We start from the raw sequence: 15,348 nt of genomic DNA, 5'->3' as shown, positions 1-15,348 counted from the left end.
TAGTTACGTTCGGCGGGACTATTGCGATAGAAACTTCGATAAGAGCAAGCCCAGCGAGCCTGGTAGCCTTGACCGAAGACGGCAACCGCTGGGCAGATGTCGTCGCCGTCGTGTCGGCGGTGCAATAGTTGGGGAAGGTGTCCGAAAAATGTTGTCGTTTACTAAAGCAGCTGTGGTTGCCGGGGGCTTGGCAGTGTCGCTGGGTCTTGGCGCAGGGGTCGCGTCGGCAGATCCGCTGGATGCGGCCGTCAACTCGACCTGTAACTACGGGCAGGTCATGGCCGCGCTGAACGCGCAGGACCCGGGTGCCGCCGCGCAGCTCACCGCGTCGCCGATGGCCATGGGCTGGCTGAACTCGTTCCTGGCCTCGCCGCCGGCCAAGCGTCGTTCGATGGCTCAGCAGATTCAGGCCATGCCGGGCGCCGCGCAGTACGTGGGACTCGTCGAGTCCGTCGCAGTCTCCTGCAACAACTACTGAGTAACCTCTGATCCGCGAGCGTAACGCTGCGGGGTCCCTCGAGGATTCCGCCGGCGTTACGCTCGCGGTCTTTCAGGCTGCCAGTGACGCATAGGTCGTCGTGCGCTGACGTGCGGGACGACCAATGCCCTCGGCTATCGCCACCAACTCAGCGACCGTTTTGGCCGAGCCGTGCTCAGAGCCGGCCATCCGGGAGATCGTCTCCTCCATCAGCGTGCCGCCCAGATCGTTGGCGCCGCCGTTGAGCATGGCCTGGGTGCGTTCGACCCCGAGCTTCACCCAACTGGTCTGAATGTGCGAGATGCGACCGTGCAGCATGATCCGCGCCAAGGCGTGCACCGCGCGGTTGTCGCGGTGCGTGGGCCCGGGCCGCGCCGCCCCCGCCAAGTACAGCGGTGAGTTCTGGTGCACGAACGGTAGCGGCACGAATTCGGTGAAACCGCCGGTGCGGTCCTGAATCCCGCGCAGCACGTTGAGGTGGCCTATCCAGTGCTTGGGGCTGTCGACGTGCCCGTACATCATGGTCGACGACGACCGCAGACCCACCTCGTGCGCGGTCGTCACGATCTCGATCCACAACGACGTCGGCAGCTTGCCCTTGGTCAGCACCCAGCGCACCTCGTCGTCCAGGATCTCTGCCGCCGTGCCGGGAATCGTGTCCAACCCGGCCTCGCGCAGACTGATCAACCACTCGCGGATGCTGAGCCCGCTCTTGGTCACCCCGTTGGCGATTTCCATCGGCGAGAACGCGTGCACATGCATCGACGGCACCCGGGCTTTGACCGCGCGCACCAGATCGGCGTAACCGGTCACCGGCAACTCGGGGTCGATGCCGCCCTGCATGCAGATCTCGGTGGCGCCGGCGGCATGCGCCTCCCACGCGCGGTCGGCCACTTCCTCCGCCGACAGCGAGTAGGCGTCGGCGTCACCCTTGCGCTGAGCGAAGGCACAGAACCGGCAGCCCGTGTAGCAGATATTGGTGAAATTGATGTTGCGGTTGACCACGAACGTCACGTCGTCTCCCACCACCTCCCGGCGCAACGAATCCGCCAGCGCGGCAACCGCTTCCAGCGCCGGACCGTCAGCTGTCGCCAATGCCAGGTACTCGGCGTCGGTGCACTCACCCGGAGCGCGCTCCGCCGAACGCAACGCCGCGAGCACGTCGGTGTCCAGGCGCTCTGGCGCTCTGGCGCCCTGCGCGGCCAGCTCGTGCACCCGGGACCGGATGGATTCCCAATCACCGAAAGCACTTTCGAGATCGCTACGGGTCTCGGTGTTACGTCCCTCGGTGTCGATCGCGGCGCCCAGGTCCACCCGGCCGGCCGAGGCCACCTCGTCGGGCTCCTGCCACGGCAGCCCCACCGGGGTGACGTCGCGGGCCAGGCCCGTCGTCGGATCGGCAAGCGCCGCAACGTGTTCGCGCACCCGCGGATCGATCCACGCCGCACCGGCCAGCACATATCGGGGTTGTGCGGTCAGTCGCTGCACCAGGTCATAGCCGGCCTGTTCGGTGACAGCGGCCAGGTCATCCAATGCGGGCCAGGGCCGTTCGGGGTTCACATGGTCAGGCGTCAGCGGCGAGACGCCACCCCAGTCGTCGACGCCGGCGGCCACCAGGGCCAGGCATTCCTCGCGCGACACCAGGTTCGGCGGCGCCTGGATACGCATGCCGGGCCCCAGCACCAGCCGGGCCACCGCCACCGTGGCCAGGTAGTCGTCGATGCCGGCGTCGGGAACCGCGGCCATCGCGGTGTGCTCCTTGGCCCGGAAGTTCTGCACGATCACCTCTTGGACGTGCCCGAACTCCTTGTGCGACTTACGGATCGCATGCAACGTGTCGGCTCGTTCGGCCAGCGTCTCGCCAATGCCCACCAGCAGACCCGTGGTGAACGGGATGGACAGGCGGCCGGCGTCGGTCAGGGCGCGCAACCGCACCGCGGGATCTTTGTCCGGACTGCCGTAGTGCGCAAGTCCTCTGGTTTCGAACAACCGGCGCGATGTCGTCTCCAGCATCATGCCCATCGACGGCGCCACCGGCTTGAGCCGCGACATCTCCGACCAGGTCATGACGCCCGGATTCAGATGCGGCAACAGCCCGGTCTCCTCCAGCACCCGGATCGCCATCGCGCGCACGTACGACAGGGTGGCGTCGTAGCCGCGTTCGGTCAGCCACTGCCGCGCCTCGGGCCAGCGGTCCTCCGGGCGGTCACCGAGGGTGAACAGCGCTTCCTTGCAGCCGAGCGCCGCGCCGCGCCGCGCCACGTCCAGAATCTCGTCGGGCTCCATGTACAAGCCCGCCCCCTGGGCGCGCAGCCGCCCCGGCACGGTGACGAACGTGCAGTAGTGGCAGTTGTCCCGGCACAGGTGGGTGACCGGAATGAAAACCTTGCGCGAATAGCTGATCGGCAACCGGCCGGACGGCCCGCGCCGGCCCGCCGACTCCAGGCCGGCGTCGCGAACCCGGGCCGCGCTCGCGCACAGGTCGGCGAGGTCGTCGCCACGAGCGGTCATCGCGACCGCCGCCTCGTCGACGTTCAGGGCGACGCCGTCCCGGGCGCGCCGCAGCACCCGACGCAACGCCGAGCTGCTGGCTCTGGGCGGGACTACAGGATTGGGCAGAGCCGTGGGCTCCGGAAGGTCCGGATTCAGGGGCACGTTGGTGTAACTTCCCCGCGCGACGATTTCATCCGCACGACTCTTTCTGCGGGAAACCTGAGCATCCCTGGCGCCATACGCGCAACAGTAGCCGCAGGCCGGCCGCTCGATTCGCCGGGTTGTTCGGCCAGATGGGACAATAGTTGTCACCGACAGCGATACGATCACAGGTGGGCACCGCGCGGAAGCAGCCCCGCAAGGTAGCCGCACCGATCTCGAGTAAAGGTGAATGGGATGTCGTCGTACATGCGCGCGGCGCCGGAGGCGCTCAAGGCGGCCGCGTCCAATATCGCCGGCATCGGCACCGAGATCAGCTCGGCCAACGCAGCCGCGGCGCTGCCCACCACCGGCGTGGTGGCCGCCGCCGCCGATCAGGTCTCGGCCCAGGTCGCCGCCCTGTTCTCCTCGCACGCGCAGGGATACCAACAGCTCAGCGCTGAGGTGACGGCGTTTCACGAAAAGTTCGTGCAGGTGTTGGGAGCGGGGGCGAACGCCTACTCCAACGCCGAGTCCAGCGCGGCGCGGACCCTGCTGAACGCGGTGAACGCGCCGGCCCAGCAATTGTTGGGACAACCGCTCGCCGCGGTGGAAAGCCTGGCCGGCCAGGCCGCGACCCGGGTGCAGAGCGTGCTGTCCGCCCTCCCGGGCGCCGGCGCCGCCAACCTGTTCGGCGCGCTGGGGTTGGCGCCGACCGGCGGCCTCGGCGCCCTGACCACCGGGCTGCTGGGACCTGCCGCGGCAGCGCCCGCTGCCGTCCTCCCGGTCTCGTGGGCCACCGCGATCGAGAACCTGTACCTGGAGGTCGAGCCGTGGGTGGCCTACGGTTTCGACCTGGCCTCCTACGCGGTGGGCTGGTTGCCGTGGATCGGCATCCTGGGGCCGCAGATCAACTTCTTCTATTACCTGTTCGAGCCGATAGTGCAGAGCGGGCTGTTCAACATCCTCGACTGGCTCAGCGGCACGGTCAGCTTCAGTCAGGGTCTGAGCAATTTCTGGTCGGCCACCACGTCGTCGATCAGCCAGTTCATCAACACCGAGATCAACTGGTTCTGGAGCTTCTTCCCGCCGCTGCCGCCGCTGCCGCCGTTCCCCTGAGCCACGCTTTCAGTGGCGGCGCCGCCACAACATCCACACCGGGGGTGCCACCCCGAACACGATCAACAGCAGCGCCGCGTAGGCCATCACGCCCTGTCCGCCCAGGACGATGTCGCCACCCGGTCCGCCCAGACTCAGCACCGCAACCGTCAACAGCCAGGTCCACAGCGGCAAAGCGGCCAGCCGCGGCGACGTAGTCCACCGCGCCGCAGCCCACACCAGCGCACCGTTGAGCAGTCCGCTCAGCACAGCGCTCAGTGGGAATGGGACAGAGCCGATGTAAAAGGGCAGCAGGAGCGCCCCGGCCAGGGCTGACAACACACCGTCGACGGCCAGCAGCGCCAACACGACAAACCGGATCGCCGGATCCGTCGCGCCCACCTCTTCGATCGAGGTGGCGCGTGGCTTGGTATCGGTCAGGTTGGGACGCTGTCGATCTGCGAGACGATCGATCCCAGCACCCACTGCAGGCTGTCGAGGCGGTCCTGCCAGTGCTGCAAGTTGGGGTCCAGGTCGGGGTCCATGTGAGTTTCCTCCGGTAAGACTCTCAAGGCTGCCTTATTAAAGCCTACGTGCCCGGGCCGTTGAAGCCCAGCCCGGCCAGCAGATCCGTCTCCCAACCGCGCTCGTCGCGGCCACCCGCCGCGCCGTCAATAAGGACGTAGTGTTCGGCTGCCATGATGGGCAGCGCCAGGTTGTTCGACAGTGCACAGGCCCGGCCGGTGGGGCCCACCGTCACCTGCGTGGCGTGAGCGGTGAGCGCGGCGGCCTTGGCGGCCTGCGCGTCCGCGTCGGCCTCGACGACGGCGGTGACGCTCTCGTCGGGGAAACCGAACGGAGTGTCCAGCGGCGGCAGCACCCAGTCGGGGCGCAGATCGTCAGGGACCAGCGAGCGCAGTTCAGCCGCCACCGCCGCACGCGCCAGCACGGTCCAGTAGAACTTCGGCACGCTCCACGGGTCACCGGACCCGTCCGGCTTGCCGGCCTGGGCCACGGCGGCGGTACACACCGCGTGGGTACGAATGTGGTCGGGGTGTCCGTACCCGCCGTCGGGGTCGTAGGTGACGACGACGTGTGGTCGCAGCTCGCGGATCAAGGCGACCAGCTCACCTACTGCCGCCACTTCGTCGGCGTCGACGAACCTTGGGACGGTGCGGTAGCCACCGCGCGGCTCGGTGCCGGCCATGCCCGAATCGCGCCAACGTCCGGCGCCACCCAGGTAGATGGGGTCGCCGACGCCCAACGCGGCCAGGGCTTGCCGTAGTTCGCCGATGCGGTAGCCGCCGAGCTGGTCCGCGCGGTCGGCGGCCAGTTGCGCCCAGCGGTCGCCGATGACCTCGCCCTCTTCACCGAGGGTGCACGTGACGACGTGGACCTGCGCACCGCGGGCGGTGTAGTGCGCAATGGTCGCGCCGTTGCTGAGGCTCTCGTCGTCGGGATGCGCATGCACGAACAGCAGCCGCGGCTTGGACATGGACGAACCCTACCGCCGTCGGGGAAATCGCCCCGCTGCCGCCGAGAGCCCACCCGGCTGCGGCCCCGCTGCCGCCGAACGTCACGCAGCTGCGGCCCCTTTGCCGCCGAACGTCACGCCAGCGTGACGCTGGACGCCGAACGTCACGCCAGCGTGACACTGGACGCCGGCGCCCACCCAGCTACGGCCCCTCTGCCGCCGAACGTCACGCAGCTGCGGCCCCTCTGCCGCCGAACGTCACGCCAGCGTGACGCTGGACGCCGAACGTCACGCCAGCGTGACACTGGACGCCGAACGTCACGCCAGCGTGACGCTGGACGCCGGCGCCCACCCAGCTACGGCCCCTCTGCCGCCGAACGTCACGCAGCTGCGGCCCCTCTGCCGCCGAACGTCACGCCAGCGTGACGCTGGACGCCGAACGTCACGCCAGCGTGACGCTGGACGCTGGCGCCCACCCAGCTGCGGCCCCGCTGCCGCCGAACGTCACGCCAGCGTGACGCTGGACGCTGGCGCCCACCCAGCTGCGGCCCCGCTGCCGCCGAACGTCACGGCCAGCGTGACGCTGGACGCCGAACGTCACCCCAGCGTGACGCTGGACGCTGGCGCCCACCCAGCTGCGGCCCCCGTAAACGACCAGTAGGAACGCCAACGGCTACTATCGTCAGATGTCGCAGGTGAGCCACACTGTCGGCCGGAGCCGCCGGCGCGGCGAAGTACTCGAGCGTGCGCTCTACGCCGCGACGGTGGCCGAACTGGCCGCTGTTGGATACGGCGGCCTGACGATGGAGGGCATAGCTGCGCGGGCCCACACCGGCAAGGCGGCGCTGTACCGGCGCTGGACCAGCAAGCACGACCTGGTGCAGGCCGCGCTGATCCACACCGTGCCGCCACTGCCCGAGCCGAGACCCGGGCAGTCGGCCCGGGAGAACCTGCTGACGGTCTGCACGGCGCACAGCGACGTGCTGGCCGGCAAGACCGACTTTCCCGGCCTGCAGATCATCAGCCAGCTCATCCACGAACCCGAGTTGCGCGCGATCTTCGCCGACGCCGTGGTGGCGCCCCGCATGAAGATCATCGAGTCGATCTTGCAGACCGCGGTCCGCGACGGCGAACTGGATCCCGCCACCCTGACCCCGTTGACCGTGCGGATCGGCCCCGCCTTGATCAACCACCACTTCATGCTGACCGCCACGCCACCAACGCGGCGCGAGTTGGCGCTGATCGTGGATACCGTGATACCGCCCAAACCCGTTGCAGCGCAGGCGGATTAGGCGCTGAACGGCTCGGTGACCAGCCCGACGAAGTTGAGGCCGGCCGCCAGACCCTGACCGAAAGCTCCTGCAACGCCGCCGATTTGGCCGCCGTTGTAGGACTGCGCCCCGGTACCCTGCAACAGGGTGGACGTGAAGTTCGCCGGCTCCTCGACACCGAAGAACAGGTTCACCGCCTGCTCACCGGTACCCAGCAATAGGTTCCCGGCGTTGAAGCTACGGTTGAGCACCCCGTTGAAGGCGCTGTCGGTGCCGAAGAGTTGCTGCTCGAACGCCACCTCGTTGGCCACCAGCGCCTGATTGAAAGCGATCTCGTTGGCCAACAGGTTCGAGGTGAACCCGATGTGCGACGCCTCCAACTGTCCGAACGGGATCGACGGGATCCCCGCTATGGCCACCGTGGGCGCCAGACCCAGCACATTGGCCGGGACCGTCAAGCCTTGATAAAAGGCGCCGGCCAAACCGCCGACCTGCCCACCATTGAATGGTTGTGCGCCGCTACCCAGCAGCAGGCTGGAGGTGAAACCGGCCGGCTCGGGTGCACCGAAGAACAGGTTCACCGCCTGCTCTCCAGTACCCACCAACAGATTGCCGACGTTGAAGCTGCGGTTCAGCACTCCGTTGAGTGCGCTGTCGGTGCCGAAGATCTGGCGCTCCAGCGCCACCTCGCTGGTCACCAGCGCTTTGTTGAACGCCAGCTCGTTGGCTACCAGGTTGGTGTTGAAACCGATGTGCAGCTGCTCCAGCTGCTGCAGCGGCCTCGCGGCCGCGGCATTCGCGGCCGCCTGCAGCGGAGTGGCGTTGGCCGCCTCCGCACCGGCGTAGGCATTCGCGCCGGCCCGCAACACCTGCACAAACTGGTCGTGGAACTGCGTGGCCTGGGCACTGAGTTGCTGGAACGCCCGCCCGTGCGAATCGAACAATCCCGCGATCGCCGCTGAAATCTCGTCGGCGCCGGCGGGTAGCACCCCCGTCGTCGCCCCCGCGACCGCCGAACTGGCCGCCCCGACCGCCGAACCGATACCGGCTAGATCGGTGGCCGCAGCCGCCACGAATTCCGGCACCGCCGCTACAAATGACATCGCACACCCCCGTTAGCGCCACTGCAGCCTCCCCGACTGCACATGTGGCTATCGACAATGAGCGAATGCTAGCGATATCCGTGGCGCCGCACCGGGGTTTTCTCTGAATTGCATTGGAAAATCCGGTGCAGCCCGCTGAGCAGCTGAGATCGCTACGTGCCGACGGAACCGCCGACGCTCACGCCGCCCGACAGGGCGGTGGACAGCTGGGTGAGCAACGCCGGCAATCCGCCGGTGAGCGTCAACTGAATCGGGAAGCCGAGCAGGCTGAGCAGCGCCGCGTCGAACAGCCACTTCTGTTCGAAGGCGCCGAGCAGGCCGCCGGTCTCCAACCCGCCGAAGACGTCGGCCTCGCCACCGAGTTGCAGGTCGCCGACGAATCCGCCGCCTACCGGCGCGCCGAGCAGCACATTGATGGTCTGCTGCCCCGCCCCGATCGTGAAGTTGATCATGTTCCCGAAGTTGTTCAGCGCGCCGTTCAGCGGACTGGCGGTGCCGAACAGGCCGACCTGCAACGCGATCTGGTTGGCCACCAGGTTCTGATTGAACTCCAGCTGGCTGGTGAGCAGGTTGGTGGCCAGGTCTGCCCGGAAGGCGCCGAACTGCTGCACCAGCGACGCATCGCCGCCCAAGGCCGCGTTGAGCAGCAACAGCTGGTCCACGATCCCGGTCAGGCCGCCGGTCGGGGTGATGCCCGGTACCGCGCCGCCGATGAGCAGGCTGCCAATGAAGTCGTAAGGCATCTCCGCACCCAGCAGCACGTTGACGGTTTGTTCTCCGGTGCCCAGCACCAGGTTGAACGCGTTGAAGCCGTTGCTGATGGCGCCGTTGAAGGCGAACTCGCTGCCGAACAGGGCCCGCTGCAGAGCGATTTCGCTGGAGACCAGGGCCTGGTTGAACGCCAGCTGCCCGTTGACAAAGCTGGCCAGCAAGCCGGTCTGGATCAGACCCGCCTGCGTCAGAGCCAAACTCGGCGCGCCGGCCGCGAGGTTCACCAGCGCGGCCACGCCGGAGAAGTCGCCGTTGACCGCCCCGGTGAAGGCAGCGTTGACCTGGGCGCCCAGCCCCGACAGCGCACCGTTGAAGTTGGCCGTCAACGCCGGCAGATCCAGCCCGAACGAGCCCACCAGGGCGGGCAGGCCGACATTGAAGCCACCGCCCAGGCCGGCCAGTGCGGCATTGAAATCGCCGACCAGCCTGGCTCCGGTCTGGCTCAGCACAGACAGATCCGGCAATCCGAGGTTTCCGGACAACGCCCCGGTCAGGGCGGCGTTCAGTTGCGCGTTCAGACCCGAGAGCCCGGCGTTGAGGCTGGCCGCCAGGCCGGTGAGATTGAACGGGAATCCACCCGGCAGGGCGGGAAGTACCAAACCGAAGTTCAGCGCCGGCAGCCCGGCGATGAAGTCGCTGAACAATGCGGCGCCGGTCTGCGTCAGGGCCGAGAAGTCGGGCAGGCCGACACCGAAGTTGCCCGACAGGGCTGCGTTCAGCGCCGCGTTGAACCCGGCACCCAACCCGGAGAGCTGTCCGCTGACGTTCGCCGCCAGGGCAGGCAGGTTCACCCCGAAGCTGCCTGCCAGCGCCGAAAAGTCAGGCAGCCCCCCGGCAAAGGCCCCGGTGAGCGCCGTACCCAACTGGGCGCCCAACGAGCTGCCGGTCTGAATCAGACCGTTCAGACCCGCGATCCCCGAATTCAATTGCGCGATCACCGAATTGCCCGTCTGCACCAGTGCGGAAAGGTCCGGCAGACCCGCGCTGAGGTTCCCCGAGAGGGCGGCATTGAGTTGAGCGCCGAGGGCGGACAGGTTGCCGCCGAAGGCACCCGACAACCCGCCGAATCCGACGTTTCCGGTGCCGTTGACCGCCAGGCTGGCGTTGAAGTTAGCCGGAACCTGCGCTCCCACAAGAAGATTCAGGCCTTGCTGACCCGCCCCCACAACGGAGTTGAATGCGTTGAAGCCAGCGTTGACCGCTCCGCCCAGTGCGTTGTCGGTACCGAAAATCAGTTGCTGCAAACCGAGCTCGGCGCCCACCAACGATTGGTTGAACCCGATTTCGGCGTTGACCAGGTTGGTGGTGAACGCGGCGTGCGCCTGAGCGAACACGTCCAGCGGCGCGGCCGGCGCGGCCAATAAACCGGCCAGCGCCTGCGCGGCGCCGGCTTCGGCGGTCGCGTATGCGCTCGCCCCCGCGGCCACCGTCTGGACGAACCGCCCGTAGGACTGGGCCACTTGTGCGCTGAGCTCCTGGTAGCCCACCGCATTCTGGGAGAAGAGCGCCGCTATCGCCACCGATATCTCATCCTCGGCGGCGGACAGCAGCGCGGTGGTTGATCCCGCCGCGGCTGTATTGGCGGCGCCCAGCGCCGAGCCAATTCCTTCCAACTGCGACGCGAACGAGGCAACTATTTGTGGCTCGACAAAGACAGATGACATGGTGACCCCTCACCTAGCAAGACGCTGGTTGACCCCAACTCGCCATGTTGCCCCCGACGGCACCCGGGCGAACGTATCGCGGGTGTTGACCGCTCGAGCGAAATCCAAACCATATTTTTCGTAACAATTTGGCACGAGCGCAATTAGCCGCCGAAAGCCCCGGCCAAAGGGCCGTGTGGAGGTTGATTTCCGCTGGTGAGGGCCGTCAGGGGCCGGTCTTCACCCACTGGCCGGCGTCCCCGACGATGCCCACCGGGACCGCTCCGGTCAGGCTGACGTTCTGCACGCTCGGTCCCGCCCCGACGATCGTGGTGTCCTGCAGGATCGGCAGCACCGTCGACATGTTCCACAGCCGAGGTTCGACGGCGGTGATCACGTCGTTGATGTTCTTGCTGCCGTTGAGGGCGGCGTCGATGTTGGACTCGAGGCTGGGATCGCAGGTTCCGGTGAGGTTGGACGGCGCCTTGACCAGCGCTCCCGGCTCCGGTGGGCGGCTGGAGGTCGTCGGTACCGGGGTCGTGGCCGGTCCGGCCGACGGGCTGGACGTCGTCGAGCCGGCCGGGCTGGTCGTCGACGCGATCGGCGGTGAGACCTGGGTCGCCTGCAGCGCGGCACAGCCGAACCGGGAGGCCAGCGACGCGGCGAGGTTTCCGCCGGCCTGATGCCAGCCGACCAGCGCGTCCACCTGGTGGTTGGTCAGGGCTTCGCGGTACAGCGTCACCGGATCCAGCGCCAGCACGCTGGCGGCGATGCCGACATTGCGCAGCTGGTCGGCAGCGGTGTTCGCGACTGCCACTGAGGTCGGGTCGTTGACCGCCACCCCGATCACCAGCGACAACTGCTTGCCGTCCTTGCTGATCCGGCCGTGAATGCCCTCCGATGGTCCGGTACTCACCGCAGCGCTGGGCGGCGTAGCGGATGCGGTCGTGGTGTCGACCTGGAAACCGGCGGCCTCCAACAGACCCAGCGCCGCGACCCTGCTCATCGCCGCGGGCGCCGTCGGGACATAGCCCGGGTCACTGGGCGAACGGATCAGAGCCTGGTCCAGGGTGACGGTGTTGTCACTGCCGGCCCCCACCGCCGCGAGCAGGTCGACGCCCAGCAGCCCCAGCACTGCTCTGCGGACCTGCACGTCGGCCAGCTTCGGTTCGTTCGCGCGCAGCGTCAGCTGCATGACGCGCGGTGTCACAATGCGCGCGGTCCGCACGTCGGGAATCGCCGACAGCTGGGCGAACGCAGCCGAACCACCGTGTACCTGGGCCACCTGGGTATCGCCGTTGCGCACCGAATCGGCCAACGCGGCCGGCGCCCCGGCGCGGCGGAACTGGATCAAGGCGGGCTTGGCGGGGGCACCCCAGTACCGGTCGTTGCGCGCAATCAGGATCTCGTCGCGCTGCGGGTCGATGTTCTCCACCCGGAACTGGCCGCCCGTCACCGGCAGCGCACGGGCCAGCCCGGAGGCAAACCCGCCCGGCACGTCCTTGACGATGTGCGCCGGCAGCAGGTTGTTGAACAACTCCCGCCACGCCGGGTAGGGCTGGGCGAAGGTGACGACGGCCTGCTTACCGCCCTCGAGCGACTGCACCGACGTGATCAGGTCATACCCGGCCGGGTCGACCACTCCGGGCTGGCTGACCATTTGGCGCCACAGGTACCAGAAGTCGTCCGCGGCGATCGGCGCATTGTCGGTCCATTGCGCCTCGGGACGGATCTTGTAGGAGACGGTGAACGGGTTTTCGCTGGTCACTTCGGCGGACACCAGCAGGGTTGGATCCATTTCCCAGCGCGATCCCGTTGCGGCATTCGGGTCGGGCACCGGCCGGAAGGCGCTGGGCAGCACCAGCGCGCTGATCGCGGCGTTCACCGGGGACAGATCTGAGAGCAGATGCGGATTGAACCCGGCGCCGATCGAGTCGATGCCCATGATGATCTGGGTCGGGTGCTGCGGAGGGGGCGGCGTGTTGCGTGGGGTATCGGTGCTCTGCGGCGCCGGCGGCGGACTCACCGTGCAACCTGAGAGCACCAGACCGATCGCGGCCACCAGCACGCCGAGCACCACCAGGACGTAGCGGGCTCGGTGCAGCACGCCCCACAGCGTATCGAGCAGCACCCGATTTAACCCCGAGCCTTCGCGCGCGACCGCGAGCGGGCCCGGGATGTCGCATCCAGTTCTACTTTGCGGACCCGGACGATTTCCGGGGTCACCTCGACGCATTCGTCGGCCGCACAGAATTCCATGGCCTGTTCCAGGTCGAGTTCCAGCGGCCTGGCCAGTGTCTCCATCACGTCGGCGGTCGAGGAACGCATGTTCGTCAACTTCTTCTCGCGGGTGACGTTGACGTCGAGATCCTCAGCGCGCGGATTGATCCCGACGACCATGCCTTCGTAGGTGTCCTGGCCCGGTTCGACGAAGAACTGGCCGCGGTCGGCGAGTTGCAGCATGGCGAACGGGGTGATGGTGCCGGTGCGGTCGGAGACCAGCGACCCGGTGTGCCGCGCGCGGATCTCGCCGGCCCAGGGCCGGTACCCGTCGAACACGGCGTTGGCGATGCCGGTGCCGCGGGTCAGGGTCAGGAAGTCGGTGCGGAAGCCGATCAGACCCCGGCTGGGCACGATGAAGTCCATCCGGACCCAACCGGCGGCGTGGTTCTTCATCTCCTCCATCCGGCCTTTGCGCCCGGCCATCAGTTGGGTGATGGCGCCGACGAATTCTTCGGGACAGTCGATGGTCATCGCCTCGAACGGCTCGTGCAGCTTGCCGTCGATGGTGCGCGTCACTACCTGGGGCTTGCCGACGGTGAGCTCGAAACCCTCCCGGCGCATCTGCTCGACCAGAACCGCCAACGCCAGCTCACCGCGGCCCTGCACTTCCCAGGCGTCGGGCCGGCCGATGTCGACCACCCGGATGGAGACGTTGCCGACGAGTTCGGCGTCCAGGCGGTTGCGGACCATGCGGGCGGTCAGCTTGTGCCCGGAGACCTTGCCGGCCAGTGGCGAGGTGTTGGTGCCGATGGTGACCGAGATCGCCGGTTCGTCGACGGTGATGCGCGGCAACGCGTGCGCGTGGTCGGGGTCGGGGTCGGCCAGCGTGTCGCCGATCATGATCTCGGGCAGCCCGGCAACGGCGACGATGTCCCCGGCCACCGCCTCGCTGGTGGCGCTGCGCTCGACGCCCTCGGTGGCCAGCAGTTCGGTGATCTTCGCGTTGGTGATGACCGGCAGTCCGTCCACCTCGCGCATCCACGCCACCTGCTGGCCCTTGCGCAGCTTGCCGTTGTAGATGCGCACCAGCGCGAGCCGGCCCAGGAAGGCTGACGCGTCCAGGTTGGTGACCAGGGCCTGCAGCGGCGCCTCGGGGTCACCGGTCGGAGCGGGGACGTGTTTCTCGAGGACTTCGAACAGCGGATCCAGGTTGGTGCCGTCCGGAACCTGTCCGTCCAGGGGTTGGGTGGTACTGACGACCCCGGCCCGCCCCGATGCGTACAGCGTCGGCAAACCCAGCGCATGTTCGGCGGCGGCGGCGGCCTCGTCGTCGAGGTCGGTGGCGACATCGAGCAGCAGGTCGTGGCTGGCTTCGACCACTTCGGCGATGCGCGCGTCCGGCCGGTCGGTCTTGTTGACGACGAGGATCACCGGCAGATGCGCGGCCAGCGCCTTACGTAGCACGAACCGCGTCTGCGGCAACGGCCCCTCGGACGCGTCGACCAGCAGCAACACCCCGTCCACCATGGACAGTCCGCGTTCCACCTCGCCACCGAAGTCGGCGTGACCGGGGGTGTCGATGACATTGATTACGGTGACCGTCCCATCCGGACCGTGGCGGTGCACGGCAGTGTTCTTGGCCAGGATGGTGATGCCTTTTTCCTTCTCCAGGTCACCGCTGTCCATGATGCGTTCCTGGGTGTCGTCGCCGCGGTGGGTCAGTGCGCCGGACTGCCGCAGCATCGCATCGACCAGGGTGGTTTTGCCGTGGTCGACGTGAGCGACGATGGCGACGTTACGGAATGGCACGTCGGTGATTGTGGCAGCGGGGCTCGCGGATAGCGAACTGGGTTAGGCCTGGATGGGCTGATTGTCAGCCGATTCACTCTGCGGCCAAGGCGGAGAAGTGCGAGTTCAAGACGCCCCCAGCGCAGAATCAGCGCTGGGAAAGAGGTCGCGGGTCAGAGCGCGCGGGCCAAGTCGGCCAGCCAGGCGCGGTCGGCCGGCACCCAGTCGACGTCGGGCAACTCATCGGCGGTCACCCACCGCAGCGCCTGGTGGTCGTGGGCGCGCGGTTCGCCACCGAGCAGCCGGACCCGGTAGGCCCGCAGCGTCGTCGCCGCATTCACGGTGATGTCTTCGCCCAGGCGCTCGACGACTGCCACGTCGACCCCGAGTTCCTCACTCAACTCGCGCACCAGCGCATCGGGCTCGGTCTCGCCGGGTGCCACCTTGCCGCCGGGCAGTTCCCAGCGTCCCGCCAACTCCGGTGGTCGATTGCGCTGCGCCACCAGCAGAGTCGCGTCGCGGATCAGGGCTCCCGCTACGACGATCTGGTTTGGCATGGGCAGTGAGGGTATACCTACGAGCCATGGCTGTGTTATCCGACGAGCAAGTAGACGCCGCACTTCCCGACCTCAACGGCTGGGAACGGGTCGACGGCACCATCCGGCGGGCCGTGAAGTTCCCGAAGTTCCTGGACGGTATCGACGCGGTACGCCGGGTGGGCGAGCACGCGGAAGCCAAGGACCATCACCCGGATATCGACATCCGTTGGACGACAGTCACTTTCGCCCTGGTGACGCACGCCGAGAACGGCATCACCCAGCACGACATCGACATGGCGCGCGATATCGACGGGATCGTCGGCGACTGA

General features: G+C 67.8%; 12 protein-coding genes. 4 read left to right on the top strand and 8 right to left on the bottom strand.

Annotation, left to right across the window (positions count from 1 at the left end; all coding sequences use genetic code 11):
• Window positions 1–148: 148 nt before the first annotated feature.
• Window positions 149–478, top strand: coding sequence for a hemophore-related protein (locus AC5Y5Z_RS18570; RefSeq protein WP_463826742.1), 330 nt, complete (start codon window positions 149–151; stop codon window positions 476–478).
• Window positions 479–550: 72 nt separating this feature from the next.
• On the opposite strand, the gene AC5Y5Z_RS18565 is transcribed toward AC5Y5Z_RS18570, so the two are convergent.
• Window positions 551–3,127, bottom strand: coding sequence for a bifunctional FO biosynthesis protein CofGH (locus tag AC5Y5Z_RS18565; protein WP_463826824.1), 2,577 nt, complete (start codon window positions 3,125–3,127; stop codon window positions 551–553).
• 240 nt (window positions 3,128–3,367) lie between these two features.
• On the opposite strand from AC5Y5Z_RS18565, the gene AC5Y5Z_RS18560 reads away from it, so the two are divergent.
• A complete protein-coding gene (locus tag AC5Y5Z_RS18560) occupies window positions 3,368–4,228 on the top strand; it encodes a PE family protein (RefSeq protein WP_499926809.1) in 861 nt (286 codons plus the stop codon).
• Window positions 4,229–4,237: 9 nt separating this feature from the next.
• Here AC5Y5Z_RS18560 and AC5Y5Z_RS18555 read toward each other — a convergent pair whose 3' ends face one another.
• Window positions 4,238–4,693, bottom strand: a complete 456-nt coding sequence (locus tag AC5Y5Z_RS18555; protein ID WP_499926808.1) for a hypothetical protein — start codon at window positions 4,691–4,693, stop codon at window positions 4,238–4,240.
• A 103-nt stretch (window positions 4,694–4,796) separates the two neighbouring features.
• Window positions 4,797–5,702: an N-acetyl-1-D-myo-inositol-2-amino-2-deoxy-alpha-D-glucopyranoside deacetylase gene (gene mshB / locus AC5Y5Z_RS18550; RefSeq protein ID WP_463826745.1), complete on the bottom strand. Its 906-nt coding sequence runs from the start codon at window positions 5,700–5,702 to the stop codon at window positions 4,797–4,799.
• A gap of 665 nt (window positions 5,703–6,367) precedes the next feature.
• Between mshB and AC5Y5Z_RS18545 the strand changes: the two genes are divergently transcribed.
• On the top strand, window positions 6,368–6,973 hold the full coding sequence (locus AC5Y5Z_RS18545) for a TetR/AcrR family transcriptional regulator (RefSeq protein WP_463826746.1): 606 nt from the start codon (window positions 6,368–6,370) through the stop codon (window positions 6,971–6,973).
• Here the strand turns inward: AC5Y5Z_RS18545 and AC5Y5Z_RS18540 are convergent.
• The 5 genes from AC5Y5Z_RS18540 to AC5Y5Z_RS18520 all read right to left on the bottom strand — a co-directional run bounded on the left by AC5Y5Z_RS18540 (window position 6,970) and on the right by AC5Y5Z_RS18520 (window position 15,037).
• Window positions 6,970–8,055, bottom strand: coding sequence for a PE family protein (locus AC5Y5Z_RS18540; RefSeq protein WP_499926805.1), 1,086 nt, complete (start codon window positions 8,053–8,055; stop codon window positions 6,970–6,972). The two genes, AC5Y5Z_RS18545 and AC5Y5Z_RS18540, sit on opposite strands and share 4 nt — an antisense overlap.
• Window positions 8,056–8,207: 152 nt before the next feature.
• Window positions 8,208–10,490, bottom strand: a complete 2,283-nt coding sequence (locus tag AC5Y5Z_RS18535) for a PE domain-containing protein (RefSeq protein WP_499926803.1) — start codon at window positions 10,488–10,490, stop codon at window positions 8,208–8,210.
• 205 nt (window positions 10,491–10,695) lie between these two features.
• A complete protein-coding gene (locus AC5Y5Z_RS18530) occupies window positions 10,696–12,576 on the bottom strand; it encodes an ABC transporter family substrate-binding protein (RefSeq protein ID WP_499926888.1) in 1,881 nt (626 codons plus the stop codon).
• A 29-nt stretch (window positions 12,577–12,605) separates the two neighbouring features.
• The gene (typA, locus tag AC5Y5Z_RS18525; protein ID WP_499926801.1) at window positions 12,606–14,501 is read right to left on the bottom strand and encodes a translational GTPase TypA; all 1,896 of its coding nucleotides are present in this window, start codon (window positions 14,499–14,501) and stop codon (window positions 12,606–12,608) included.
• 152 nt (window positions 14,502–14,653) lie between these two features.
• The gene (locus AC5Y5Z_RS18520; RefSeq protein WP_463826750.1) at window positions 14,654–15,037 is read right to left on the bottom strand and encodes a (deoxy)nucleoside triphosphate pyrophosphohydrolase; all 384 of its coding nucleotides are present in this window, start codon (window positions 15,035–15,037) and stop codon (window positions 14,654–14,656) included.
• 26 nt (window positions 15,038–15,063) lie between these two features.
• Here AC5Y5Z_RS18520 and AC5Y5Z_RS18515 point away from each other — a divergent pair, with 26 nt between their 5' ends.
• The gene (locus AC5Y5Z_RS18515; protein ID WP_499926799.1) at window positions 15,064–15,348 is read left to right on the top strand and encodes a 4a-hydroxytetrahydrobiopterin dehydratase; all 285 of its coding nucleotides are present in this window, start codon (window positions 15,064–15,066) and stop codon (window positions 15,346–15,348) included.

The organism is Mycobacterium sp. NGS29 (assembly GCF_059812965.1).
The sequence above is the reverse complement of the archived record's forward strand: the minus strand, read 5'-3'. Positions and strand labels throughout refer to the sequence as shown.

Bases quoted from the DNA above. Each gene is read 5' to 3' on its own strand.
- AC5Y5Z_RS18570 (WP_463826742.1), top strand. From the start codon at position 149: ATGTTGTCGTTTACTAAAGCAGCTGTGGTTGCCGGGGGCTTGGCAGTG.
- AC5Y5Z_RS18560 (WP_499926809.1), top strand. From the start codon at position 3,368: ATGTCGTCGTACATGCGCGCGGCGCCGGAGGCGCTCAAGGCGGCCGCG.
- mshB (WP_463826745.1), bottom strand. From the start codon at position 5,702: ATGTCCAAGCCGCGGCTGCTGTTCGTGCATGCGCATCCCGACGACGAG.
- AC5Y5Z_RS18545 (WP_463826746.1), top strand. From the start codon at position 6,368: ATGTCGCAGGTGAGCCACACTGTCGGCCGGAGCCGCCGGCGCGGCGAA.
- AC5Y5Z_RS18540 (WP_499926805.1), bottom strand. From the start codon at position 8,055: ATGTCATTTGTAGCGGCGGTGCCGGAATTCGTGGCGGCTGCGGCCACC.
- AC5Y5Z_RS18535 (WP_499926803.1), bottom strand. From the start codon at position 10,490: ATGTCATCTGTCTTTGTCGAGCCACAAATAGTTGCCTCGTTCGCGTCG.
- AC5Y5Z_RS18520 (WP_463826750.1), bottom strand. From the start codon at position 15,037: ATGCCAAACCAGATCGTCGTAGCGGGAGCCCTGATCCGCGACGCGACT.
- AC5Y5Z_RS18515 (WP_499926799.1), top strand. From the start codon at position 15,064: ATGGCTGTGTTATCCGACGAGCAAGTAGACGCCGCACTTCCCGACCTC.